The organism is Halosimplex rarum (assembly GCF_047715405.1).
Taxonomy (GTDB): Archaea; Halobacteriota; Halobacteria; order Halobacteriales; family Haloarculaceae; genus Halosimplex; species Halosimplex rarum.
This window is the reverse complement of sequence record NZ_CP180412.1, coordinates 233,296-254,327: the sequence shown is the minus strand read 5'-3', so window position 1 is coordinate 254,327 and position 21,032 is coordinate 233,296. Positions and strand designations below refer to the sequence as shown.

Sequence of the window (21,032 nt, the reverse complement as noted above, 5' to 3'; positions counted from 1 at the left end):
CAGCCGCGTGAGCATCCAGAGGCCGACGACTCCCGCGGCTCCCCCGAACAGCAGACACCAGTACATCGCGAACTCCGCGATCGCTCTCCGCCTGCTCATGGGACCAGTCGACCCCGATGACGTGAAGCTCTTTTGAAATTTTGTGTTGGGTCGTCGCTCGCCGCACGCGACCAGCTACGGGAAATAAAGCCCGCTCGTCTTCCTCGCTCGGAGTTACGATTGCAGGGGACAGAATGCGACGAAAGCCCTCGACGCGCTCGCTAGCAGTGCTCTGGACCGCAGTGGACAGCAAGCATCGAAAGCCCTCGTCGCGCTCGCGGTCGCTGCGTCGGATATCCTCGCTTCGCTCGGATAGAGCCGACGCAGACGACTAAACTGTACGCGAGCGCGTCTCGCCCTTTCAGTCCACCAGGGACAGCACCGCCGACGGCCTCACACCTCCCCAGCCGATTCGCTCAGTCGCGTCCGCTCCTTCGCTCATCCCTCGCACGGCTCCGCCGCGGCCGCTCGTCCGAAGTGGACTCGCGGCCGCGACAGCGCGCGCCATTTCGCAATTCCGGTCGGCTGAATCGGCCCCTCACTCCGACAGTTCGGCGGTGACGTCGCGGAGGAGGCCGTCGATGTTCTCTGGGGTCGTCGGGTGGAACGCGCGGTCGGGCACCTCGCGGACGTCGAGACCCATCTCGACGACTATCTGCATGGTCTTGGCCATCACGTCGGCGTGGTAATGCAGGCCCTGCCAGCCCAGCACCGTCGCGCTGTCGCGGTCGACGACGAGTTTAGAGAGCCCTTCCGGCACGTCTTTGGCCTTGAACACGCCGTCGTCGCTGGCCTGGCGCCTGGCGACGACGACGTCGTAGCCCGAGTCGCGGGCCTCGCGTTCCGTCATGCCGACGCGAGCGTAGGGGTAGACGCCGAGCCCCGAGAAGATTACGTGGTGGGTGACGTTGTGGTAGTCTTGGAGCGGAACGCCCCGCTCGCGGCGGAGGATGTTCTCGGCGGCCGTGGCTCCCTGTTCCTTGGCGACGTGGAGGATCTGTTCCTTGCCGTTGGCGTCGCCGGGGACGAACACGCGGTTGTCGTCGCGGGCCTGCATCGTGTCGAGCACCCAGTCGGGACCGGGCCGAAGAGCGGTGTTCTTCAGGCCCAGCCGACCGAGACAGGGCCGGCGCCCGGTGAAGAGGTAGAGTTCGTCGGCCTCGACGACCTCGTCCTCGCCGTCGGCGTGTTCGAGGTAGAGGCGGACGCCGCCGTCGTCGGTGGGTTCGACCCGCTTCTCGTAGCACTCGGTCGGGATCGTCACGTCGAAGGCCTCGCGGTAGAGGTCGAGGACGGCGTCGCCGAAGGCGGGGTCGGCCTCGTCGATCGGGCGCTCGTCGTGCTCGACGACGGTCACGTCGGTGCCGCCGACCTCGCTGAGGTAGGGCACCATCTCCAGGCCGATGTAGCCCAGACCCATGACGACCGCCGAGTCGGGGAGGTCCGTGTCGTCCAGGATGTCGGCGCTCGTCTGGTGCTCGACGTCCTCGATGCCCGGGAGGTCCGGGATGTTGACGGCCGACCCGGTGGCGACGACGACGTAGTCGGCCTCGAACCGGCGACCGGCGGCGCGGACGGTGCGGTCGTCGACGAACCACGCGGTGTCGTGGACGAACCGCACGTTGTCACGCTCGGCGAGGTCGTGGATCGCGTCCCTGCGATGTTCCGCCCAGCCGAGCGTGTGGTCGTCCTTGCGATCGATCGTGCGTTCGAGGTCGACCTCGTGGGGCTCGCCGCGGAGGCGGTCGTCGTGACGCGCCTGGAAGCGGTGCGCGCCGGCCGAGAGCACTTCCTTCGAGGGCATGCAGCCCCGGAGGATACAGAGGCCGCCGCCGGGGTCGCCGTCGTCGATCAGCGTGAGTTCGACGTCCGGTTCGTCGGCGAGTTCCTCCGCGACGACGGCGCCGGCGCTCCCGTACGCGCCGATGATAACCACGTGAACCATACCTCCGGTACGTGGACGAGTCCTAAATCGTTCGGGGCGGTCGTGCGGCCGGCCCGCCTCTCCGAGTCGGCGCGGCGGCCCGGGAACACGGCGGTCGGCCCGCGACCGCCGCGCTCTCAGTCCTCGACGGGCGAGCGCGGTGCGGGACCGCTGCGCCGTCGGGCGCGGATCCACCGCGCCGGCCGCGAGCGGTTGACGACGCGGTCCCAGATGACCAGCGTCGACGGCAGGACGAGCATGGACGCGATGTAGGCGTAGACGACCGACAGGGCGGTCAGGACGCCGAACGCGCCGATCGCCGGGTTCAGCGCGAACACGAGCATCCCCATCCCGGCGACGGTGGTCAGCATGCTCCCGGTGAGCGCCCCGCCGGTGCCGCGGACGGCGCGGTCGAGCGCGGTCTCGATGTCCGCGCGGTGGAACTCGTCGGCGAAGCGGTGGGTGACGTGGACCGAGTAGTCGATCCCCAGCCCGATCGTCAGCGAGAGGATCACCCCGTTGATCGCGTTGAAGTCGATGCCGAGGTAGCGCATCGACGCGACGACGAACGTCACCGTCAGGGCGATGGGGACGACGTTCGCGACGCCGAGCGACGGGCGCCCCTCCAGCACGCCGTAGACGAGGATCAGGAACGCCGAGGCGCCGACGAGCGTGATGATCAGGCTCGTGATCACCGTGTCGAGGATGAGGCTCGACGCCTCCTGGAAGATGACGGCGTTGCCGGTCGGCGTCGCCTCCAGCGGCGTCTCAGCGGCGACAACCCTTGCGTCGGAGGACACCTCGGTGTTCGTGGCGTCGGCGTCGACCGAGTAGGTCACCAGCGTGCTCCGGCGGTCCTCGGCGAGGACGCCCCCGACCCCGCTCGCCGGCGCCGATTCGAGGTATCCGTACACCTCGCCGAGGTTCTGCTCGGGGATGCCGTCGGCGTCGGGGTCGTTGCGCGCCACCAGGTCGCGGAACTCCGGATCGCGCTCCTGGTAGGACTGCACGATGGTCACGATCGACTGGCTCTCCGCGTGCCGGCCGTCGCGCTCGAAGGTCGGAGGCGGATCCCGCCCGACCCGGTGGACCTGATCGAGCGCGGCGTCCCGGCCCATCCGCGTCTCGACGAACAGCATGACCGAACTGCTCGACGGGAAGTTGTCGTCGATGTAGTTCGTCTTCTCGACGTAGCTGTACTCGGGCGGGCTGAACGGTCCGGGCAGGTCTTTCTGCCACTGGGGCAGTTCGTCGTACTCCGGCGGCAGGAAGTCGTCCTGGCTGAAACCGGTGCCGACGCCCGTGGCGTAGACGCCCGCGGCGCCGCTGCCGACGAGGATCACGAGCATGAACAGCACCGGCGCGCGCTTCGCGATGACGACGCCGCCGCTGAGCAGGCGACCGAGCGCGGACCCCTCGGAACCGAGCGGTCGTTCGCTCATCGTCGGGATCGGGTACCGCGCGCGCAGGCGGTCGATCTTGACCTTCGCCGCCGGGAGGAAGATCCCGAAGATCAGGAAGGTGAAGCAGATCCCGATGGCGGCGACGACGCCGAAGTCGCGGATAGGTTCGAGCGCGCTCGGCAGGTTCGAGAGGAACCCGATGACGGTCGTCCCCATGACGATGAAGAAGGCGACGAGCAGCTGCTCGGTCGTCACCATCATCGACGTGCCGACGGGCTGGCCGCGCTCGCGCTCCTCGCGGTAGCGGTTGATGGCGTGGATCCCGAAGTCGATCCCGACCGCGATGAGCAGCGGCGGAACCGCGACCAGCAGCGGGTTGAACGGGATGTCCGCCAGTCCGAGGAAGCCGAAGGTCCACAGCAGCGTCATCACGATCGCGAAGCCCCCGAGTATCAGGTCGACCAGGTCGCGGTAGGCCACGATCAGGAAGAGGATGATGAGGATGAACGCCGCGGGGAGGACGAGCGCGAGCGACGACCCGATGGTGTTGGGCGCGCTCCCGACGATCTGGATGTCCCCACCCACGGTCGCAAGGACGCGCTCGACGCGCTCCTCGCGCGAACCGACGTCGCGGTCGTGGGTGACGCTGGCCTGGGCCGCTCTCGCCGCCGCGCTCTGGCGGTCGAAGTCCTCGCTGACCTGCGAGGTGAACCCCTGGGTCTCCGCCGCGGCGCGGACCGCCTCGTCGATCTCCGTGGGCGTCGCCGCCTCGACGGCGTCGATCTGCGCCTCGACCGTCGTCGCCTGCGGGTCGAGTTGCTGTGCGACGGTCCGCGCGGGACTGGAGACGCTCGTCACTCGCAGGTCCTCGTGGTCCTGGAGCCGTTCCTGCGCCCGCAACAGTCGCAAGAGGCTCGGCCTGGAGAGGACGTTCTGCTCGCGCTGGAGCAACTGCGTCGTGGTCGAACTCTCCCCGAAACTGGAGCCGAACTCGCGCTGGATGTCCTCGAAAGCCTCGAAGGAGTCCAGGTCCTCGACGAACTGGTTGCTGCCGGACTCGGTCTCGACGTTCCCCAGACCGAGGAGGAACACTCCCGTCAGCAGGAGGAAGGCGAGGCTGATCCGCCCCGGATAGGCGGAGATGGCCTCGCCGACCTCGTCGGTGAACCACTGGAAGACCATCTGGTCACCTGCCGAAGCGCAGGTAGCCGACGACGACGATCACGGCGACCACCGCGACGGCGATCACGGACAGCGGCAGGCCGCTGCCGCCGTCGTCGTCGGGTTCGGTCACGTCGACGGCGAAGGTGTAGCCGCTGGAGAGCTTCGTGTCGCCGTCGGCGTCGTCGTACTGGAAGTCCATCTCCAGGGGGTAAGACTTCGTCAGCGCGCCGCCGCCGGCGCTCACCTCGAAGGTGAGCGTCTCGGACTCACCGGGTTCGATCCGGTCGGCGTAGGCCTCGCTGTCGTCGACGCTGATCGGGTCGTCAGCGAACAGCGCGGCGTTGACGTTCTCGACGGCGCTCTCGCCGTCGTTCGTGACCGTCACTTCGAGGACGCGGCCGGCCCCGCGCTCGACCGTCGCGTTGCCGGCCGACACGTCGAAGCGATCGCGCTGCTGGCCGACGCGCTGGCGCACGTCGAAGCTCTCGGCCTCGCGGCGCTCGTCGTCCTCGTTGCGGTAGGTCGGACGGAGCGTGAACTGGCGCGGGCCGGACTCCGCGGCCTCGCTGATCTCCACGTCGAACGCGAAGTTCCTGGACTGGTTGACCCGCAAGTTGCCGACCGAGTACTCCCGTTCGAGCGGCGAGACGCTCGAACTCTCGCTCTCGAAGACGATGACGACGCTGTCCGCGCGCGCGTCGCCGGTATTGGTGATCGTCCCCGAGAGCGTCCCCTCCTCGCCCACGCGGAGCGAAGAGCTCACGTTACTCGCCGCGAACTCGTACTCGACTTCGGGGTCGGGTTCGACGCCGAACTGGAGGGCCCCGGACTCGCCGGGGTCGCCCTCGGTGTCCTCGTAGGCGACCGACGCCTGCAGCGAGTAGCTCCGCGACTCGGCGTCGGGCGTCGCCGTCGCATCGACCGTGATCTCGCGGGTCTCGTTGGGGGCCCAGGCACCGACGTACTGGCTGGCGCTGGCCGAGCCGCCGAAGACGAGCGCGCTGCTGCCGGAAGTGAATGTGACCGAGGCGTCGCGGACCGCCGCGGGGCCGTCGTTGCGGAGGGTGACGGTGACCGGCCCGTCGTCAGCGACGGCCACGTCGCTCTCGACGGAGGCGACGCTGAACGACTGCTCGGGTTCGGGCGTGACCCCGAACGAGAGCGACTGGGACTGCATCGGCGTGCTGTCCTCGTCCTCGTAGTTGACCGTCGCGCCGAAGGCGTAGCGCTGTTCGCTCGCCGACTGGGCGGCGCTGACGCGATAGGAGACGGTCCGGCGCTCGCCCGACTCCCAGACGCCGTCGACGTAGCGCGACGACGACGTGGCCTGTCCGAAGGTCAGGTCCGCGTTCTGGGACTCGAGCACGACCGAGGCGTTGCGGGCGACCGCGGTCCCGGTGTTCCGGAGAGTCACGTCGACCGTCCCCGTGGCGCCGATGCGCGCGGTCGATTCGACGTTCGTCACGCGGAACTGCGCGGCCTCCTCGATCGTCAGGTCGACCGTGAAGTTCCGGGTGGTGCTGTTGCGTTCGGTCTCACTCGTCTGGGGGTCGACCGACTCCGTGTAGTTGTAGCTGACGTTGATCGGGAGCTCGTAGGTGCCCGGCTGGGCGTCTCGGTCGACGCTCATGCTGAACTCGACCGGCGCCGACGACCCGTCGGGCAGTTGCGCGAGAGCGCGCTCGTTCGTGTTGATCGTGACGGGCGCCTCGTGGTCGTCGTCGACGCTGACGCGCACGGCCCGGGCGGTCGTCACCTGCTGTTCCAGTTGCGGGTTCGAGGCCGACCCGCTGGTGACGTTGCCGTCGTTGAGCACGACGACCTGCAGTGACGTCTGCTCGCCCGGCTGGAAGTCCGTGTCGGGCACCGACACGTCGATGCCCGGATGACCCGTTATCTCGTGTTCGTCCACCGCGCCGGCGGTGACGCTCGGCGCGAGGACGAGCAGTACGACTGTCGCGACTACCGTGGCCTGTGACCGTTGCATACCTGAAATCACGTTCCTCACCCACCGTGCCGCGGGGACCAACAGGCGGCGCCGCAGGTGTCGTCCGCCGATTTCGGCCCCAACCCCGTCAATCATTGTAAACCGTAGTGAACGATCTGCCAGTTTGTTCGGCCGCAGACACGGTACGGCGGACCGGAACGCGTTCCCGCGGATTCAGTTCGTTAATTGATAACATTTAACAAGGCATAGGGCGTAGTTACCGATAGCGTCGAACCGGCAGACAGCGACGGAACGTGGACACTACCAATGGCAACCAACGAGACCCGCTCCGAGACGAGCCGCTACGACGAACTCGAGATCGCAAACGGGGACGTCGTCATCTACGACGTCGACAACCACCGGGCGTGGATCCAGTCAGACCAGACGGTATCGGGCGACGAGATGGCCTGAGGGCGTGCAGCGCGGGGTTCGTGTCCGACGCCGGACGAGCCCGCTCGACTACCGGGGTCACAGTTTTTGCTGCGGCGACCGTCAGGTGAGCGTATGGCGCTCCCCTTCGACCCCGCGGAACTGACGAGCGGAGACATCGGCGAGAAGCGCGCGACCCTGGAGATGGACCACGAGGCGGCGATCGAACACGTCCGCGAGGCCTTCGAAGCCGCTGGCTTCGGGTTCCCGGCGGAGTTCGCCCCGTCGGACCTGCTCAACGAGAAGGTCGACGCGGACCGCGACCCCTACTACTTCCTCGGCGCGTGCAACCCCGCGATGGCAGACCGCGCGCTCGACGCCTCCGACGGCCGCATCGGCGGGCTGTTCCCCTGCGGCGTCGTCGTCTGGCAGGAAGAACCCGGCGTCCAGACCGTCTATCACGTCTCCATCATGCGGATCGCCCGCCTCAACGGGATGGCGCCCGACTCCGACGAGTGGGCCGACATCGTCGCAGAAACCGGGCAGATGGTCGACGAGGCGTGGGCGAACCTCGACGCGCGGCCCTGACCAGTACCCGATCTGGGCGGCTCAGAGAATGCAGAGTGCCCGGTGAACGCGACGGCGAGCGGGACCGAGTCACTGCGAGGAGCCGTCGTCGCTACTGCCGTCCGCGGTGGAGTCGGTTCCGACGTCGTCAGTTCCCGCGTCGCCGGCGTGGTCCGTCGTCGCGCCGCCAGACGCGCCGTCGCCGACCTGGGCCTGCAACCGGGCGATCTCCGTTTCGAGTTCCCGGATGCGGTCGTCGTAGTCATCGCGGGAGCGGAGCCACACCGTCCCGAGGACGACGACGAGCAGGACCGGCAGACCGAACATCACCAGACCCATCAACAGGATGACGAGCAACTCGATACCGCCGGGGATCCCGAACTGGAGGGGCATACGCGGTGGTACGATCGACCGGAGCAAAACAGTTGGGTCCCCTGTCGGTCAGAAGTCGCCGATCGACGTCTGCAGGCCGGCGACGAGGTTCGACTTCCGGCGGAGGTGGCCCAGCCCGATCGGCAGCTGGTCGACCAGTCCGTTCAGCGCGGCGTGGAAGCTCTCGGCGACGCCGTGCTCGCCGTCGAAGGCGTGGCGGACCCCCTCGCGGACCTGCCAGACGCCGACCGGCGCCCAGTACTCGTCGGTCACCTCGCGGAGGACGAGCGCCTTGGCCTGCCGGTCGCGCTCGTGGAGGTGTTCGAGCACGGCGAGCCGGGAAGCGTAGTACGCCCCGGCGGTCTCCTCGACGTAACCGGTCCGGCCCTCCCAGCCCTCGTATGCGCTCCCGAGGTAGTAGTCGTTCGCGGTCGGGTTCCAGACGCTCTCGGGGGCCTTCATCTCGACGAGTTCGTACTCCCAGTTGCCGGGCGCGAGGATCACCCAGTAGCGGTTGCCCATGTACTCGTTCGTCCAGACGGACACCTCGTCGACGGTGTCGCTGTGCTGGAGCCCGCCCCGGAGGAACTTCCCGACGGTGTCGTCGACGGCGGTGATCGACCACCGCGTCGGGACGAGTTTCCGGCTGTGACCCTGCCCGAGCGCGCCAGCCGAGAGGATGGTGTTGATGTCGTAGACGTCGAACCCGCGGCGGTAGAGGTAGGTCATCGCCCCCTCCGCGGCCCAGTCGTCGTCTTCGAGGGTCTTCTCGACCGGGCGCGGCACGTGGGGATTCTCCGCGAGGTCGGCGTTCGTCGCGCGGGCGCGCGGCCCCGTCGGCGTGGAGACGTCGTCGAGGGTCAGGTCGATGTCCGGGGTGCCGTCGAGGCCGACCTCCACGTCGACGGGGTGGTCGGCGATGGCCACCTCGCGCTGGGTGCCGACGAAGCCGTCCCAGACGTCGTTGACGTCGACCTTCGCAGAGCGCGTGGAGTTGAGCATCCCCGTCCGCCGCTGGAGCACGTCGTCGATCTGATAGCCCTGCTGGTACCAGTCGCCGCTGGTCGCGAAGTCGGCGGCGTCGGCGTCGCCGCCCATCGGGGAGAGGACGCCCGTCGACACGTCGGGGTAGCCAGACCGGCCGACGAACACCTCGGGCGCCGTGGAGCCGAACATGGAGTCGCCCTGAACGGCCTGCTGGAACTCCCGCTCGACGTCGTCGAGGTACTCGGTGATCTCGTAGGACTTCTCCTCGGCCAGGCGGCGCTTCTCGGCCGCCTCGTCGCGCTGGAAGTCCTCGATGAAATCGTCGAGGCGCATGCCCGCCATTGCTCTCCCGGTAGTTCCCCCAGCGGCTTGAATCAGTCGGTGGAACCGCGGGGCCGCGCTACGTGGGGCCCCGCTCGCCGGCAACGCGCCCCGCCCGTCCCACGTTCAGTCGTCGGCCACGCGTTCACTCGCCGCTCGGTCCGCGACGTCGGCGAGGACCACCCCGTGGCGCGCCAGCCGGTGTTCGATAGAGGGGTGGACGGCGGTGAGCCGCTCGAGGCGCGTCCGTCGGATCGCGAACGGCGCGGCGCCGGCGACGGCGTCGTCGGGCGCCCCCACCGAACCGACGGCGTACAGCCCGGTACAGAAGTCCGTCTCGCCGGCGTGCTCGACCGCCACGTCGTCGGCGTGGCACTCTTCGAGGCGGCTCGCGCGGGCCGCCAGCGCCCGCATGACCACGACGACGCCGGCGCTCGCGACCACGTAGACGACGGCGTTGACGCCGTTCGAGCGGGCGACGCCGGCCACGAGGAAGACACCTCCCCCGACCATCGCGATCTGGGGCGGGACGTGCCGGAGCGCGACCACCCAGACGGCCGCGAGGCCGACCACGTGGGTGACCGCGACGCGGACCGGCACCTGCCGGAGGTGGCCGAGCGCCACGTGGGCGATCTCGTGGGCGACCACGGCGCGGAGCGGTCCGTCGTCGAGTCGCTCGGCGAGCGCTTCCGAGACGATGAGGACCGTCCGGTCCCCGTCGCCGAGGATGTTCACGCCTCCCGGGCTCTCCGGGTCGACGACGACCGTCGGGGCCGGGACGCCGAAGTCCGCGGCCACCTCGGCCACGATCCGCCGGAGGCGCGGCGGCGCCTCGTCCGCCCACTCGACCCCGCGGAAGATCCCGTCGGTGACGACGCCGCTGACGGCGTACTCCAGGCCGAAGCCCGCGAGGACGACCGCCGCGATCCCGGCCAGCGGCATCCCCGTCGCGTAACAGGCCGCCAGCGCGACGGCGAGCACCCCGAAGAATCCGGCGTCGACCAGCCGGTAGGCCGCCGGGAGTCCCGCGGCGCGGTCGAGTCGGTGCGTGAGCGACACGAGAGACGTCCCGTAGTTCGGCCCCGCCGGACAAAAACAGTCGCCTCCGACCCGCGGGTCACCCGAACCCCACCACTTCGATCTGCTCCTGGTAGCGGTTGCGGATGGTGACCTCTGTCACCTGGGCCACGTCGGCCACTTCCCGCTGGGTCTTCTTCTCGTTACAGAGCAGGGACGCGGCGTAGATGGCCGCGGCGGCGTAGCCGGTCGGGGACTTGCCGGAGAGCAGCCCCTGTTCGGTGGTCTGGTCGATGATCTCGTTGGCTTTCGTCTGGACCTCCTCGGCGAGGTCGAGCTCGGAACAGAACCGGGGGACGTACCGCTTGGGGTCGACCGGCTCCATCTCCAGTCCGAGCTCCTTCGAGACGTACCGATAGGTGCGGCCGATCTCCGTCCGGTCGACGCGGGACACGTCGGCGATCTCCTCCAGGCTCCGGGGGATCCCCTGCTTGCGGCAGGCGGCGTAGAGACAGGCGGTGGCGACGCCCTCGATGGAGCGGCCGCGGATGAGGTCCTCGTCGAGCGCGCGTCGATAGACGATCGACGCGACCTCGCGCGCAGAGCGCGGGACGCCGAGCGCGGAGGCCATGCGGTCGACCTCCGAGAGCGCGAACTGGAGGTTGCGCTCGCCGGCGTCTTTCGTCCGGATGCGCTCCTGCCACTTGCGCAGGCGGTGCATCTGGCTCCGCTTGCGCGAGGAGATGGCGCGACCGTACGCGTCTTCGTCCCGCCAGTCGATGGTCGTCGTCAGTCCCTTGTCGTGCATCGTCCGCGTCGTCGGCGTGCCCACTCGCGACTTCTCCTGTCGCTCGCTGTGGGTGAACGCTCGCCACTCCGGCCCCGGGTCGATAGTCCCCTCCTCGACGACCAGCCCGCAGTCGTCGCAGACCAGTTCCCCCCGGTCCGCGCTCTTCACCAACTCCTCCGACCCGCAGTCCGGACACGCCCCCTCGGCGCGTTCGTCCTCGCTCTCGGTCGTGCGCTCGGGGCCCCGTTCCCGCTGGCGGCTGGACCGTGTCATCGCACCCGTGTGCTAATAGATGGCACGATTTAAACCCTTGGTAATATATCTTGTGACATCATGAGAATTTGCCGATAGGGGTGACGCGGCTGGGAGTCGGCGGGCGGGGCCGAGAGGGGAGTCGGACGGGGCGTCGCGGGATCGAGCGAGACGGGGCTGGGCCGGTCGGGATCCGAACGCATTTGGCCGCGCGCTGGCGACCTCCGGACGATGCCGACAGTCGAGTGCGACGTCGACGCGGCCCGCTCGCGCCTCGAAGACGCGGGCGTGGCGATCGAGGAGGGCAACACCGACCACGAGCGCTGGCGCGCCGAGCGCGGCGGCGCGACGGCGGTCGCCTACGACGACAAGGTGGTGATCCAGGGAGCCAACCCCGCCGAACTCGAGGGACTAATCCGCGAGGGCGGCGGCCGCGCGCACGTGTACTTCGACGGTGCCTGCCGCGGCAACCCCGGTCCCTCTGCGGTGGGCTGGGTCATCGTCAGCGGCGACGGGATCGTCGCCGAGGGCGGCCACACGATCGGTCGCGCCACCAACAACCAGGCCGAGTACGAGGCGCTCATCGAAGGGGTGCGGGTCGCCCGCGACTACGGGTTCGACGAGATAGACGTCCGCGGCGACTCGGAGCTCATCGTCAAGCAGGTCCGTGGCGAGTGGGACACCAACGACCCCGACCTGCGGGAGTACCGGGTCTCCGTCCGCGAACTCCTCACGGGGTTCGACCAGTGGTCGCTGGAACACGTCCCGCGAGAGATCAACGACCGCGCCGACGAACTGGCGAACGAAGCGCTCGACGAGGCCTGAACGCATGCCCGACGAATCACCCGACCCGAGCGAAGCGCCCGACGTCCTCGCCGACGACGACGGCGATCCCGACGACCTCCCGCCAGAGACCGTCGTCGAGCAAGCCGAGCGACTCACGAAACTGGCCAGAGAAGCTGTCGTCGACGAGGAGGCCGCGGCATATCGCGCCGACCGCGACGAGCGCCTCGCGTCCCACGACTACGCGGCGCGGGTCCGCGAGGACGAGACCCGCGACGTGCTCGTCCTCCACCCCGATGAGTGGATCGAGAACGGCGAGATCCGGACCGACCGGATCGAGGACGTCGACCGCGGGATCGAGGTCCCCCTCTCGGGACCCGGCGAGGGCGACGACTGGGAGGAGATCGACGAGTACAACCGCGATGTCGTCGCAGACGTGCGCGAGGAACGTGACGAGGACCACGCCGCGAACGTCGCGGCGCTGGCCGACTTCATGGGCAACCACTACGCGAAGCCGATCCACGACGCGACGGCCGACGAGCTGGAGGAGTTCCTCGAAGAGTACTATCGGCGGAACGCATGGCCGACTCCCGAGCAACGAGCGGTCGTCGAAAAATCGGTGGTCGCAGCGTTCGAGGTCGCGGACGAGCGGTGTCCGCTGGAGTAGCGAGTTACTCCTGAACGGCGTCGACGATCTCGCGGAGGTCGTCTGCGCGGTCTTCGCTGGTGACGAGCTTCGAGAACTCCCAGGAGAGCTGGTCGAGCACCGTCTCGTAGCCCTCGTCGGTCAGGGCGTACTGGTTCGTCCGCTTGTCGAGTTCGCTCTTCTCGACCAGACCCATCTCGACGAGGTCGTCGAGGTTGGGGTAGAGTCGGCCGTGGTTGACCTCGTCGTCGTAGTACTCTTCGAGTTCACGTTTGATAGCGAGGCCGTAGCGCGGCTCTTCGCCGAGAATAACGAGAATGTTCTGCTGGAACGCGGTGAGCTCACGTGCGATTCCGGGTGTGTCAGTTACCGATTGTGCCTCTGACATGGTTAGTGGAATGTCATCTGGCTATTTAACACTTGTTAACTTTCTTCCGTTATTGCCCGGATTTATAAGCGGCTGGCGAGACTTTCGCCACTGATATCACGGAATGATAATTCCGTACACGATCGGGTGTCGATCGGTGATATGTCCCGAGAGACCCGCGTCTGATTGCGACTGAGAGCGCGAGGTCGAAAGGCCTTTGCCGCCGCCCAGAGCACCTGCGAGTGATGTCCAACCTCTGGGAAGACCTCGAGACGGGACCGAACCCGCCCGAGGAGATCTACGCGGTAGTCGAGTGCCTGAAAGGCGAGCGCAACAAGTACGAGTACGACAAGGATATCCCCGGCGTCGTCCTCGATCGCGTGCTCCACTCGAACGTCCACTACCCCTCCGACTACGGCTTCATCCCGCAGTCGTACTACGACGACGAGGACCCCTTCGACGTGCTCGTCCTCGTCGAGGACCAGACGTTCCCCGGCTGCGTCATCGAGGCCCGCCCGGTCGCCCTCATGAAGATGGACGACGACGGCGAGCAGGACGACAAGGTCATCGCCGTCCCGAGCGAGGACCCGCGCTACGACCACATCGAGGACCTCGAAGACATCCCCCAGCAGCAACTCGACGAGATCGACGAGTTCTTCGCGACGTACAAGAACCTCGAGGAAGGCAAGGAAGTCGAGACCCTGGGCTGGGAGGACAAGCAGTCCGCCTACGACGCCATCGAACACGCTCAGGACCTCTACGAGGAAGAGTTCCAGTAGGCGCGCTCCCGCGCGCGTTCCGATTTTCCGTTTCGCCGGACCGACCAGTCGGAGGCCGCTTTCCGCCAGATCGGTCACCCACGTGTCCGGGTGCGAGTGCTCGCCGCCGACCGGCGGTGCTCGAAGACGGGCGACTGTGCTCGAAGACGAGCGACGGAGGTCAGCGACCGGCGGCGAACCGGCGTAAATCGTTCACGCGAATTCACGGTCCGCTTGAACCGTTTAATCGCCGGAAAGCGGGCGGATATGAACGGTCCTGAACTCGCCTGAAGCGGGGCGAAACCAGGTACGACGTCGGCGGCCTATTTGGCTCGTCGGTCCGTAGCTCGACTCGTCCGAGGTGACACAGATGCAGAACAGCGACAGACCCTCCGCCGCCGCACTGCGCGAAGAGCTATCCGCCGTCTCCGAGCGGTTCGTCGCCGTCGAAGTCGACGGCGAGACCGTCGTCTTCGACACGACCGAGCCCGACAGCTGGATCCTCACCGACAACGCCGTCGACCCCGAAACGATGCGCTGAGGCTGCCCCCGCTCGGACTGTCGCGCACCGGTCCCCGCTCGATCGAACGGTCCGCGACCGCCCGTCCGTGCCGCAGCCGTCCCCGTATGCGCCCCGTGCATCGGGCACGCGGCGACCCATAAATTATGAGCATGAGTAATTACTTGAGTGGCGCGGGCGTACGGTATCACGTATGGCAACCAGGAACCCGTCCACAGGGATGGCTCACCTGACGGTCGTCCCCGAGAACTTCGAGCCGGCGGCAGACGACGAGGCGGCAGGTAGCGACGGGGCGGACGAACGGGCGAGCGGTGACGAGTCTGCGAACGAGGACGACGAACCGGCGGGCAACGACGGACGGGTCGACGGGGAGTGACCCGGGCGAGCGGCGGCGCGATCGCGTCACCGACGTCCCGCGAGCCTGTCCGGGAGAAGAAAGTTCTTGTGCCCCACCGCGGTAATCCGGGGTATGGGACTGTTCGACCGTATCCGCGGCGGCGACGACGACCCGCGGGTCGCTTTCTTCGGTATCGACGGCGTGCCGTATAGCCTCATCGACGAGCACAGGGAGGAGTTCCCGAACCTGGCTCGGCTCATCGACGAGGGGTCCGCGGGCGCCATCGACAGCATCGTTCCCCCCGAGTCCTCCGCTTGCTGGCCGGCGCTCACGTCGGGCAAGAACCCCGGCGAAACCGGCGTCTACGGCTTCCAGGACCGCGAGGTCGGCTCCTACGACACGTACGTCCCGATGCGCCGCGACGTCCAGACCAAGCGCGTCTGGGACCGCGTCCACGAGGCCGGCCGGAAGGCCACGGTGATGAACGTCGTCACTACGTTCCCTCCCCAGCGCGACGTCCAGCGGATGGTGTCGGGCTTCCTCTCGCCGCAGGTCGACAAGGCGGCCTACCCCGACGAGTTCCGCGACTACCTCAAGAGCATCGACTACCGCATCGACACGAACGCCAGCCTCGGCCACACGGACAAGGGCGAGTTCATGGAGGACGCCCACGAGACGATCGACGCCCGCCACGAGGCGTTCAAACACTACGTCGGAGAGGACGACTGGGACCTGTTTTTCGGCGTCTACATGACCACCGACCGGGTCAACCACTTCCTCTTCCGCGACTACGAGGAGAACGGCGAGTACGGCGAGGAGTTCATGGAGTTTTACCGGAAGGTCGACGACTACCTCGGCGAGCTCCGCGAGCTGCTGCCCGACGACGTGACCATGATGGTCGCCTCCGACCACGGGTTCACGTCGCTGGACTACGAGGTCAACTGCAACGCCTGGCTCCGGGAGAACGGCTGGCTCTCCTACGAACAGGACAGCGACTACGTCTTTCAGGTCGGCGCCTGGCTGCGCGACGGCAACCGCCTGGAGTACGACCCGAACTACGCCGGCGATCTCGACGAGCTGGTCGACCCCGACACCCTCGCCGCGGCATTGGAGGACGGGAGACTCGTCGCCCACACGGAAGACGACCGCGACGAAGCTGTCGGCGCCCTCCAGGACGCGACCCCCGCAGTCGTCGACGAGGGCGAGGAACGCGCCGTCGTCGTCGACGTCGACGACGTGGACGTCGACACGCACGAGACGGACGAAGGCGAGGAGTACCACGTCGACGCGAACCTCGTCAGCGCGACCGGTGACGCCTACGTCACTGACGACGGCGTCGTCGCGCTCACCGAGGAGGCCCGTGACCACGTCGTCGAGGGCCTGAAGGGCGCGACGCCGAAATCGCTCGGCGCCGACAAGGCCGATACCACGTCCCTGCTCGACGAGGTGACTGTCGAAGAGACCGACTCCGGGTTCCGAATCACTCTCACGGCCGCCGACGGCGTCCACCTGGGAACCGACCTCGACCCCGACCGCGACGTCCTCGAGTACACGCACAGCGAACTGCCCGACATCGCCGACGAGGCAGACGCGTACTCGCTCATCCCCGGCCGCTTCTATCTCAACCTCGAGGGCCGCGAACCCCGCGGGAGCGTTCCCAAGGAGGAGTACGAGGAGGTCCGCGCCGAGCTGAAGGCCGAACTGGAGGACCTGGAAGGTCCCAACGGCGAACCCGTCGCGGAGCGCGTCGTCACCAAGGAGGACGCCTTCCGCGGCGACCACGACGACATCGCCCCCGACCTGACCATCGTCCCCAACCACGGCTTCGACCTGAAGGCCGGGTTCAAGGGCCGCAAGGACCCGTTCGTGGAGTTCGCCGCCCGCAACGGCATGCACAGCTTCGACAACGCGACGCTCCTCATCGACGACGAGGAGGCCCGCGTCTCCGACGTCGACCTGTTCGACATCGCGCCGACCATCCTCGACCTGATGGACGTCGACTACGAGCGCGGCGAGTTCGACGGCACCTCTCTGATCTGAGGGACGCCACCGTCGCTGCACCGCTCGCGGACCGGTTCTCTCACCGCATCGGATCAGCCGTGATTCGTCGCTCCCCCGAGCCGCCGGATCCGCGCGGTCGCCCGTGACAGCGTTCGCCCCCGCGAACCCCTCGTTCGAAGGGCCATTTATGTGTGCGACGGATCGACCCCCGCGCCGTCTGCGGATTTTCAGAAGCCGGGAACGCGCTCCTCTTTATATGCATTCTCGGCCGCAACTTACAGATGTGAGGTGACGACTATGGCAACCAACACGGCGAACCCCCTCGACGAGGAGTTCGCGTTCGACATCGGCGGGCCGGTCGCGACGTACTGGGTCGCGATCCTGCGAGTGATCACCGGCTGGTGGTTCTTCCACGCGGGCGTGACGAAGATCATCGAGAACGGTTTCGCCTACACTGGCGGACCGGGCTACCTGAAGGGCATGACCGGGACGGCGCTCGGTCCGCTCCCGGTCTGGATGGCCGAGAACCTCGCGTGGCTCATCGAGCCGGGCGTCCCGCTGTTCGAGACGCTCATCGGCCTCGGGATCATGTTCGGCGTCCTGACCCGGCTGGCCGCCTTCGGCGGGGCGTTCTTCATGACCCTGTTCTGGGTCGGGAACGCGGGCTTCGGCCACGGGCTGGTCACGGGCGACTTCATGGGCCTGCTGCTCATGATCACGATGGCCGCCCTGGCCGCCGGCCGCTACTACGGCCTCGACGCCGTGATCGAGCGGACCCGGTTCGTCGAACAGCGCCCGAAGCTCAAATACCTGCTCGGCTGACGAGGTGACCACCAATGCAACACACCACCACGAACGCGATCGACAGAGCGGCGATGGCACTCGGGGGCGGCCTCATCCTGCTGGGGGCCGTCGTGCTGGGCATCGTCGAGATACTCGCGGGCCAGCCCTACGGGGCGGCGCCGCTGACCAACGACGCCGGTGATATCATCGCCACGCCGCTGGTCGACCCGAACATCCGAACCGGCCTCGTGATCGCCGGCCTGGTCGTGCTGCTGGTCTGGCAGCTCTACCGCATGACCGCGGCGCCCGACCGCGACCACACCGATCAGCGGGTCGACGTGACCGCCGACTGACCGACGACCGGCCCGAGACCGCTGACTGCCCCGTTCGACCACCTCCGCGGCCGTTTTTCGACCGATCTGGAACCCGATACGGGCCTGAGCGGCCGCGCCGTCCCGGTCAGACGCGCGTCTGACGGGTTGTTTTGGTCTCTGATAGTGAAGGACGCGTATGGCAAGCCTGACGGAAGTGTACGAGGGGCACCTGCGGACGGTGACGACCTCTCGTCGGTTCTACGCGGGGGCGAGTCTCTTCGCGGTTGGCGCGGCGATGGTCGTCGGGAGCATCGCCGTCTCGACGACCACGGCCGGGGCATCGCTCGGACTCGACCGAATCGCCGCGCGCATGCTCGCCGGGACGCTCGCCGGGCTCGGCCTCCCGGCGACGTTCCTCGGCGTCTTCGCCGTCCTCCCCTCGGGGCGGACGACCCGCGCCGCCGCCGTCATCGGCGCGAGCGTCAGCGTCCTCGGCGTCGCCCTGTTCCGCGTCGCCTACCCCGACCAGTGGTTCGGCGCCGGCGACCCGCTCGCGATCGCGACGGTCGTCGTCTACTTCTTCGGCGCGATGACGACCCTATCGTGCCTGTTCGCCGGCCTCGCCACGTTCAAGACCCGCAACGACCCCGGCGGCACCGCGCGCATGGAGATCACCGAGTCCGGTAACGTCCGACTCGTCGAAGACGCCGAACCCGCGGGCGGCCTCGGCAGCGTCGGCTTCCTGGGCAACGATCCCCAGGGCGAGGTCCGGACGCAGACCAACCGCGAGGACCAGCCCAGTCCCGAGGAGACTCGGAGCGGACACGACGCCGAGATCCTGTCTGGCCCCGGCGAGGGCCCCGCACCGACCGCCGACGGCGGCTCGGCCACCGTCGACGACCGCACCGACGCAGAGTTCATCGAGACGGCCAACCAGCGCGGCCGTCCCGACGCCTACTGCGGCAACTGCGCGCACTTCGAGTACGTCAAGATCGACGAGAAGATCACGCCCTACTGCGGCCTCCACGACGAGCTGATGGAGGACATGGACGCCTGCGACCAGTGGTCCGAGGCGGACTGACCGGGCGAGCTATCCCGCCCGCACACAGCGAATCCGGACACTTTTCAATGAGCGGTCGTGTACGGCGGGTATGAAGTTCTGCGACGAATGCGGCTCGATGATGAAGACCGAGGGGGACGCCTGGGTCTGCGGGAGCTGCGGCTACGAGGAGTCCCGCGACGAGGCCGAGGAAGCCAAGACCGCCGTCACGACCCAGGGCCAGGAGGAGACCGAGGTCATCGACACCTCCGACGTCAGCGCCGAGGACATGGGCCCGACGACCGACGCCCGCTGCCCCGAGTGCGGCAACGACCGCGCCTTCTGGGAGATGAAACAGATCCGCGCGGCCGACGAGAGCGAGACGCGGTTTTTCACCTGCACCGAGTGCGAGCACAAGTGGCGCGAAGACGACCACTGACCGCCCGCTGACGCCCCTCGATATGCCCCGACGCGCCCCGGACGGCGGCGTGCCCGCGCCCGTCGTCCCCGACGACCGGCTCGGGGACGGCTGGGAGCGCGTCGAAGACACCACGGAAACGCTGTTCGGCGTCGAGGGCGCCGACGTGCGCGGCCGAACGCTTCTCTACGAGGACACCGACCTTCGAGCGGCGGTCCGCGCCGCGACCGACGGCGCCGTCGACCAGTCCTGGCGCTTCGCCTTCGCGACGAGACTCGTCTTTCGCCCGCCGCTCGCGCCCGGCATCGGGCCGACGATGGTCCTGCCGTCGGTGCGAAGCGAGGCGGTCAGACAGTTCGCCGACGACCTGCGAGCCCGCGGTGTGGTCGACGTCGAGCGCGGCCGGCGCGAACGCGTCAGGGCCGAGACCGGTAGCCGGCGGCGGCTCCGGCAAGTGACGGGTGAGGTGGGTCTCGAGCGCGAGGAGTCGGTCCCGGTCGAAGGGTGGGTCGGCGTCTGGGACGACGGCGATATCACCGTCGCCGGCGGCGCGTATCCGCGAGTCTCGCTGGCCGACCGACTCGGCGTCGAAGCCGGCGACCACGCACTCCTCGGCCGTCGGTCGACCGGCTACCGGGAGACCCTCTTCGACGTCCTTCGAGCCGTCGGCTAACTGGTCTCGGACGCGAACAGGGAGAGCACGGCGAGTTGCTACACTCGACGGCCGAACGTGAGGTAGCCGGTGTGGCCGACACCCGCGGTCGAGGGGCGCGACCCGCGGTCGTCGAAGTCCATCTCGCGCTGGATGGTCTCCAGCGTCTCGACCTCGGTCAGTCCCACGTCGTGGGCCGCAGAAACGGTTTCGCGCGTGTCCTCGACGAACGGCGAGTAGACCGCGACGTAGCCCCCGTCGCGGAGCAGGTTCGGCGTCCGTTCGACCATCGTCGGCGCGTCCTCGGTGTCCAGGGTCACGACGTCGTAGCGGTCGAGGTCGCCCAGTTGCTCGGTCACGTCGCCCGTGCGCACGTCCACGCGGTCGGCGACGCCCGCTAGCTCCATGTTCTCGCGCGCGACCTCGGCGAACTCGGGGTCGCGCTCGAAGGTCGTCACCGCCGCGCCACACCGGCCGAGATACGCCGCCAGCACGCCGGTACCGGTCCCCGCGTCGAGGACGTGGTCCGCCGACGAGACGCCGGTGTGGCCGACGATCAGCCCGATGTCGCGGGGCATCATCGGCGCGCCGGTCCGCTCGAAGTGATTGAAGAGATCCGGCCCGCGGAGCTTCCGGACTTTGAACGGTTCGCCCAGATGCGTCTCGACGATGTCGCCTGGTTCCACGTCTTCGGGCACCTCCATCACGCCCAGATCCGATTCCAGCGTGTCGCCCGGCCCGAGCAGGTGTTCGCGGCCCTCCGCCTCGTGGACGAACAGCAGGCTCACTCTAACCGCTCGATGGCCGCCGCCAGGTCGCCGTTCGTCTCTTCGAGCGCCTCGCGCGCCTCGTCTTCGCCGACGCCCGCTCGCGTCGCGACCAGTTCGACGTCGTCGTCGGGGATCTCCGCGGCCCCGCTGTCGCCCTCGCTCTCCTCGATGGCGGGCTCGTCGCTCCCGCCCTCGCCGGCCGCGCGCGACTCCGGTTCGCCGACGATAGTGTAGGTCTGCTGGCCCTGGGCGTCCATGCGCTGGACGTCCGGTTTCGTAAAGACGAGCTCCTCGTCGGGCGTCCGGATGATGACCTCCTCGGCGTCGAGGTCCTGCATGTCGATGCCCATCTGCTTCATCATCTGCTGCATCTTGCGGTCGTTCATGCCGCCGCCTCCTGGGAACATACCCCCACGTCCGGTTCCCTGACCAAAAAGCCTTAGCAACCGCTC

General features: G+C 68.2%; 22 protein-coding genes and 2 pseudogenes. 14 read left to right on the top strand and 10 right to left on the bottom strand.

What is annotated here, in order from left to right:
• Positions 1–577: 577 nt before the first annotated feature.
• The 3 genes from ACMGFH_RS01185 to ACMGFH_RS01175 all read right to left on the bottom strand — a co-directional run bounded on the left by ACMGFH_RS01185 (position 578) and on the right by ACMGFH_RS01175 (position 6,517).
• Positions 578–1,984: a dihydrolipoyl dehydrogenase family protein gene (locus ACMGFH_RS01185; RefSeq protein WP_415380950.1), complete on the bottom strand. Its 1,407-nt coding sequence runs from the start codon at positions 1,982–1,984 to the stop codon at positions 578–580.
• Between the two features lie 116 nt (positions 1,985–2,100).
• Positions 2,101–4,548, bottom strand: a complete 2,448-nt coding sequence (locus ACMGFH_RS01180) for an efflux RND transporter permease subunit (RefSeq protein WP_415380949.1) — start codon at positions 4,546–4,548, stop codon at positions 2,101–2,103.
• 4 nt (positions 4,549–4,552) lie between these two features.
• Positions 4,553–6,517 (bottom strand): COG1361 S-layer family protein, encoded by a 1,965-nt coding sequence (locus ACMGFH_RS01175; protein WP_415380948.1) that lies wholly within the window; start codon positions 6,515–6,517, stop codon positions 4,553–4,555.
• A gap of 267 nt (positions 6,518–6,784) precedes the next feature.
• On the opposite strand from ACMGFH_RS01175, the gene ACMGFH_RS01170 reads away from it, so the two are divergent.
• The gene (locus tag ACMGFH_RS01170; RefSeq protein ID WP_415380947.1) at positions 6,785–6,928 is read left to right on the top strand and encodes a hypothetical protein; all 144 of its coding nucleotides are present in this window, start codon (positions 6,785–6,787) and stop codon (positions 6,926–6,928) included.
• A gap of 93 nt (positions 6,929–7,021) precedes the next feature.
• The gene (locus ACMGFH_RS01165) at positions 7,022–7,474 is read left to right on the top strand and encodes a DUF302 domain-containing protein (protein ID WP_415380946.1); all 453 of its coding nucleotides are present in this window, start codon (positions 7,022–7,024) and stop codon (positions 7,472–7,474) included.
• A 69-nt stretch (positions 7,475–7,543) separates the two neighbouring features.
• Here the strand turns inward: ACMGFH_RS01165 and ACMGFH_RS01160 are convergent, their stop codons facing one another.
• The 4 genes from ACMGFH_RS01160 to ACMGFH_RS01145 all read right to left on the bottom strand — a co-directional run bounded on the left by ACMGFH_RS01160 (position 7,544) and on the right by ACMGFH_RS01145 (position 11,213).
• Positions 7,544–7,846, bottom strand: a complete 303-nt coding sequence (locus ACMGFH_RS01160) for a hypothetical protein (RefSeq protein WP_415380945.1) — start codon at positions 7,844–7,846, stop codon at positions 7,544–7,546.
• Positions 7,847–7,894: 48 nt separating this feature from the next.
• Positions 7,895–9,145, bottom strand: coding sequence for a DNA repair protein NreA (nreA, locus tag ACMGFH_RS01155; protein ID WP_415380944.1), 1,251 nt, complete (start codon positions 9,143–9,145; stop codon positions 7,895–7,897).
• Between the two features lie 114 nt (positions 9,146–9,259).
• Positions 9,260–10,192, bottom strand: coding sequence for a M48 family metallopeptidase (locus ACMGFH_RS01150; protein WP_415380943.1), 933 nt, complete (start codon positions 10,190–10,192; stop codon positions 9,260–9,262).
• A gap of 58 nt (positions 10,193–10,250) precedes the next feature.
• Positions 10,251–11,213 (bottom strand): transcription initiation factor IIB, encoded by a 963-nt coding sequence (locus tag ACMGFH_RS01145; RefSeq protein WP_415380942.1) that lies wholly within the window; start codon positions 11,211–11,213, stop codon positions 10,251–10,253.
• Positions 11,214–11,423: 210 nt separating this feature from the next.
• Here ACMGFH_RS01145 and rnhA point away from each other — a divergent pair, with 210 nt between their 5' ends.
• On the top strand, positions 11,424–12,017 hold the full coding sequence (gene rnhA, locus ACMGFH_RS01140; protein ID WP_415380941.1) for a ribonuclease HI: 594 nt from the start codon (positions 11,424–11,426) through the stop codon (positions 12,015–12,017).
• Positions 12,018–12,021: 4 nt separating this feature from the next.
• Positions 12,022–12,642 (top strand): rnhA operon protein, encoded by a 621-nt coding sequence (locus ACMGFH_RS01135; protein WP_415380940.1) that lies wholly within the window; start codon positions 12,022–12,024, stop codon positions 12,640–12,642.
• A gap of 4 nt (positions 12,643–12,646) precedes the next feature.
• Here the strand turns inward: ACMGFH_RS01135 and ACMGFH_RS01130 are convergent, their stop codons facing one another.
• Positions 12,647–13,009: a PadR family transcriptional regulator gene (locus ACMGFH_RS01130; protein ID WP_274325094.1), complete on the bottom strand. Its 363-nt coding sequence runs from the start codon at positions 13,007–13,009 to the stop codon at positions 12,647–12,649.
• A gap of 224 nt (positions 13,010–13,233) precedes the next feature.
• Between ACMGFH_RS01130 and ACMGFH_RS01125 the strand changes: the two genes are divergently transcribed.
• The 10 genes and pseudogenes from ACMGFH_RS01125 to ACMGFH_RS01080 all read left to right on the top strand — a co-directional run bounded on the left by ACMGFH_RS01125 (position 13,234) and on the right by ACMGFH_RS01080 (position 19,831).
• Entirely contained in the window at positions 13,234–13,767 is a 534-nt protein-coding gene (locus ACMGFH_RS01125) for an inorganic diphosphatase (protein WP_415380939.1), read from the top strand.
• Positions 13,768–14,116: 349 nt separating this feature from the next.
• On the top strand, positions 14,117–14,287 hold the full coding sequence (locus ACMGFH_RS01120; protein WP_415380938.1) for a hypothetical protein: 171 nt from the start codon (positions 14,117–14,119) through the stop codon (positions 14,285–14,287).
• 172 nt (positions 14,288–14,459) lie between these two features.
• Positions 14,460–14,642: a hypothetical protein gene (locus ACMGFH_RS01115; protein WP_415380937.1), complete on the top strand. Its 183-nt coding sequence runs from the start codon at positions 14,460–14,462 to the stop codon at positions 14,640–14,642.
• Positions 14,643–14,735: 93 nt separating this feature from the next.
• A pseudogene (locus ACMGFH_RS01110) lies at positions 14,736–15,944 on the top strand (alkaline phosphatase family protein); the annotation flags it as partial.
• Between the two features lie 93 nt (positions 15,945–16,037).
• Positions 16,038–16,643 (top strand): annotated as a pseudogene (locus ACMGFH_RS01105) (alkaline phosphatase family protein); the annotation flags it as partial.
• A 258-nt stretch (positions 16,644–16,901) separates the two neighbouring features.
• On the top strand, positions 16,902–17,426 hold the full coding sequence (locus ACMGFH_RS01100) for a DoxX family protein (RefSeq protein WP_415380936.1): 525 nt from the start codon (positions 16,902–16,904) through the stop codon (positions 17,424–17,426).
• A gap of 14 nt (positions 17,427–17,440) precedes the next feature.
• Entirely contained in the window at positions 17,441–17,740 is a 300-nt protein-coding gene (locus ACMGFH_RS01095; RefSeq protein ID WP_415380935.1) for a hypothetical protein, read from the top strand.
• A 157-nt stretch (positions 17,741–17,897) separates the two neighbouring features.
• Positions 17,898–18,782, top strand: coding sequence for a tripartite tricarboxylate transporter TctB family protein (locus tag ACMGFH_RS01090; protein WP_415380934.1), 885 nt, complete (start codon positions 17,898–17,900; stop codon positions 18,780–18,782).
• 70 nt (positions 18,783–18,852) lie between these two features.
• Positions 18,853–19,179 carry a transcription factor S gene (locus ACMGFH_RS01085; protein ID WP_415380933.1) on the top strand — a complete coding sequence of 109 codons (327 nt, stop codon included), beginning with the start codon at positions 18,853–18,855 and terminating at the stop codon, positions 19,177–19,179.
• Positions 19,180–19,201: 22 nt separating this feature from the next.
• Complete coding sequence (locus ACMGFH_RS01080) at positions 19,202–19,831, top strand: hypothetical protein (protein WP_415380932.1); 630 nt, start codon at positions 19,202–19,204, stop codon at positions 19,829–19,831.
• A gap of 38 nt (positions 19,832–19,869) precedes the next feature.
• On the opposite strand, the gene ACMGFH_RS01075 is transcribed toward ACMGFH_RS01080, so the two are convergent.
• Both ACMGFH_RS01075 and ACMGFH_RS01070 read right to left on the bottom strand, forming a co-directional pair.
• Positions 19,870–20,598, bottom strand: coding sequence for a methyltransferase domain-containing protein (locus tag ACMGFH_RS01075; protein WP_415380931.1), 729 nt, complete (start codon positions 20,596–20,598; stop codon positions 19,870–19,872).
• On the bottom strand, positions 20,595–20,987 hold the full coding sequence (locus tag ACMGFH_RS01070) for a nascent polypeptide-associated complex protein (RefSeq protein ID WP_415380930.1): 393 nt from the start codon (positions 20,985–20,987) through the stop codon (positions 20,595–20,597). Before ACMGFH_RS01070 ends, ACMGFH_RS01075 begins: the two co-directional genes overlap by 4 nt.
• Positions 20,988–21,032 lie beyond the last annotated feature (45 nt).

Bases quoted from the DNA above. Each gene is read 5' to 3' on its own strand.
- ACMGFH_RS01185 (WP_415380950.1), bottom strand. From the start codon at position 1,984: ATGGTTCACGTGGTTATCATCGGCGCGTACGGGAGCGCCGGCGCCGTC.
- ACMGFH_RS01180 (WP_415380949.1), bottom strand. From the start codon at position 4,548: ATGGTCTTCCAGTGGTTCACCGACGAGGTCGGCGAGGCCATCTCCGCC.
- ACMGFH_RS01175 (WP_415380948.1), bottom strand. From the start codon at position 6,517: ATGCAACGGTCACAGGCCACGGTAGTCGCGACAGTCGTACTGCTCGTC.
- ACMGFH_RS01170 (WP_415380947.1), top strand. From the start codon at position 6,785: ATGGCAACCAACGAGACCCGCTCCGAGACGAGCCGCTACGACGAACTC.
- ACMGFH_RS01165 (WP_415380946.1), top strand. From the start codon at position 7,022: ATGGCGCTCCCCTTCGACCCCGCGGAACTGACGAGCGGAGACATCGGC.
- ACMGFH_RS01160 (WP_415380945.1), bottom strand. From the start codon at position 7,846: ATGCCCCTCCAGTTCGGGATCCCCGGCGGTATCGAGTTGCTCGTCATC.
- nreA (WP_415380944.1), bottom strand. From the start codon at position 9,145: ATGCGCCTCGACGATTTCATCGAGGACTTCCAGCGCGACGAGGCGGCC.
- ACMGFH_RS01145 (WP_415380942.1), bottom strand. From the start codon at position 11,213: ATGACACGGTCCAGCCGCCAGCGGGAACGGGGCCCCGAGCGCACGACC.
- rnhA (WP_415380941.1), top strand. From the start codon at position 11,424: ATGCCGACAGTCGAGTGCGACGTCGACGCGGCCCGCTCGCGCCTCGAA.
- ACMGFH_RS01135 (WP_415380940.1), top strand. From the start codon at position 12,022: ATGCCCGACGAATCACCCGACCCGAGCGAAGCGCCCGACGTCCTCGCC.
- ACMGFH_RS01130 (WP_274325094.1), bottom strand. From the start codon at position 13,009: ATGTCAGAGGCACAATCGGTAACTGACACACCCGGAATCGCACGTGAG.
- ACMGFH_RS01125 (WP_415380939.1), top strand. From the start codon at position 13,234: ATGTCCAACCTCTGGGAAGACCTCGAGACGGGACCGAACCCGCCCGAG.
- ACMGFH_RS01120 (WP_415380938.1), top strand. From the start codon at position 14,117: ATGCAGAACAGCGACAGACCCTCCGCCGCCGCACTGCGCGAAGAGCTA.
- ACMGFH_RS01115 (WP_415380937.1), top strand. From the start codon at position 14,460: ATGGCAACCAGGAACCCGTCCACAGGGATGGCTCACCTGACGGTCGTC.
- ACMGFH_RS01100 (WP_415380936.1), top strand. From the start codon at position 16,902: ATGGCAACCAACACGGCGAACCCCCTCGACGAGGAGTTCGCGTTCGAC.
- ACMGFH_RS01095 (WP_415380935.1), top strand. From the start codon at position 17,441: ATGCAACACACCACCACGAACGCGATCGACAGAGCGGCGATGGCACTC.
- ACMGFH_RS01090 (WP_415380934.1), top strand. From the start codon at position 17,898: ATGGCAAGCCTGACGGAAGTGTACGAGGGGCACCTGCGGACGGTGACG.
- ACMGFH_RS01085 (WP_415380933.1), top strand. From the start codon at position 18,853: ATGAAGTTCTGCGACGAATGCGGCTCGATGATGAAGACCGAGGGGGAC.
- ACMGFH_RS01080 (WP_415380932.1), top strand. From the start codon at position 19,202: ATGCCCCGACGCGCCCCGGACGGCGGCGTGCCCGCGCCCGTCGTCCCC.
- ACMGFH_RS01070 (WP_415380930.1), bottom strand. From the start codon at position 20,987: ATGTTCCCAGGAGGCGGCGGCATGAACGACCGCAAGATGCAGCAGATG.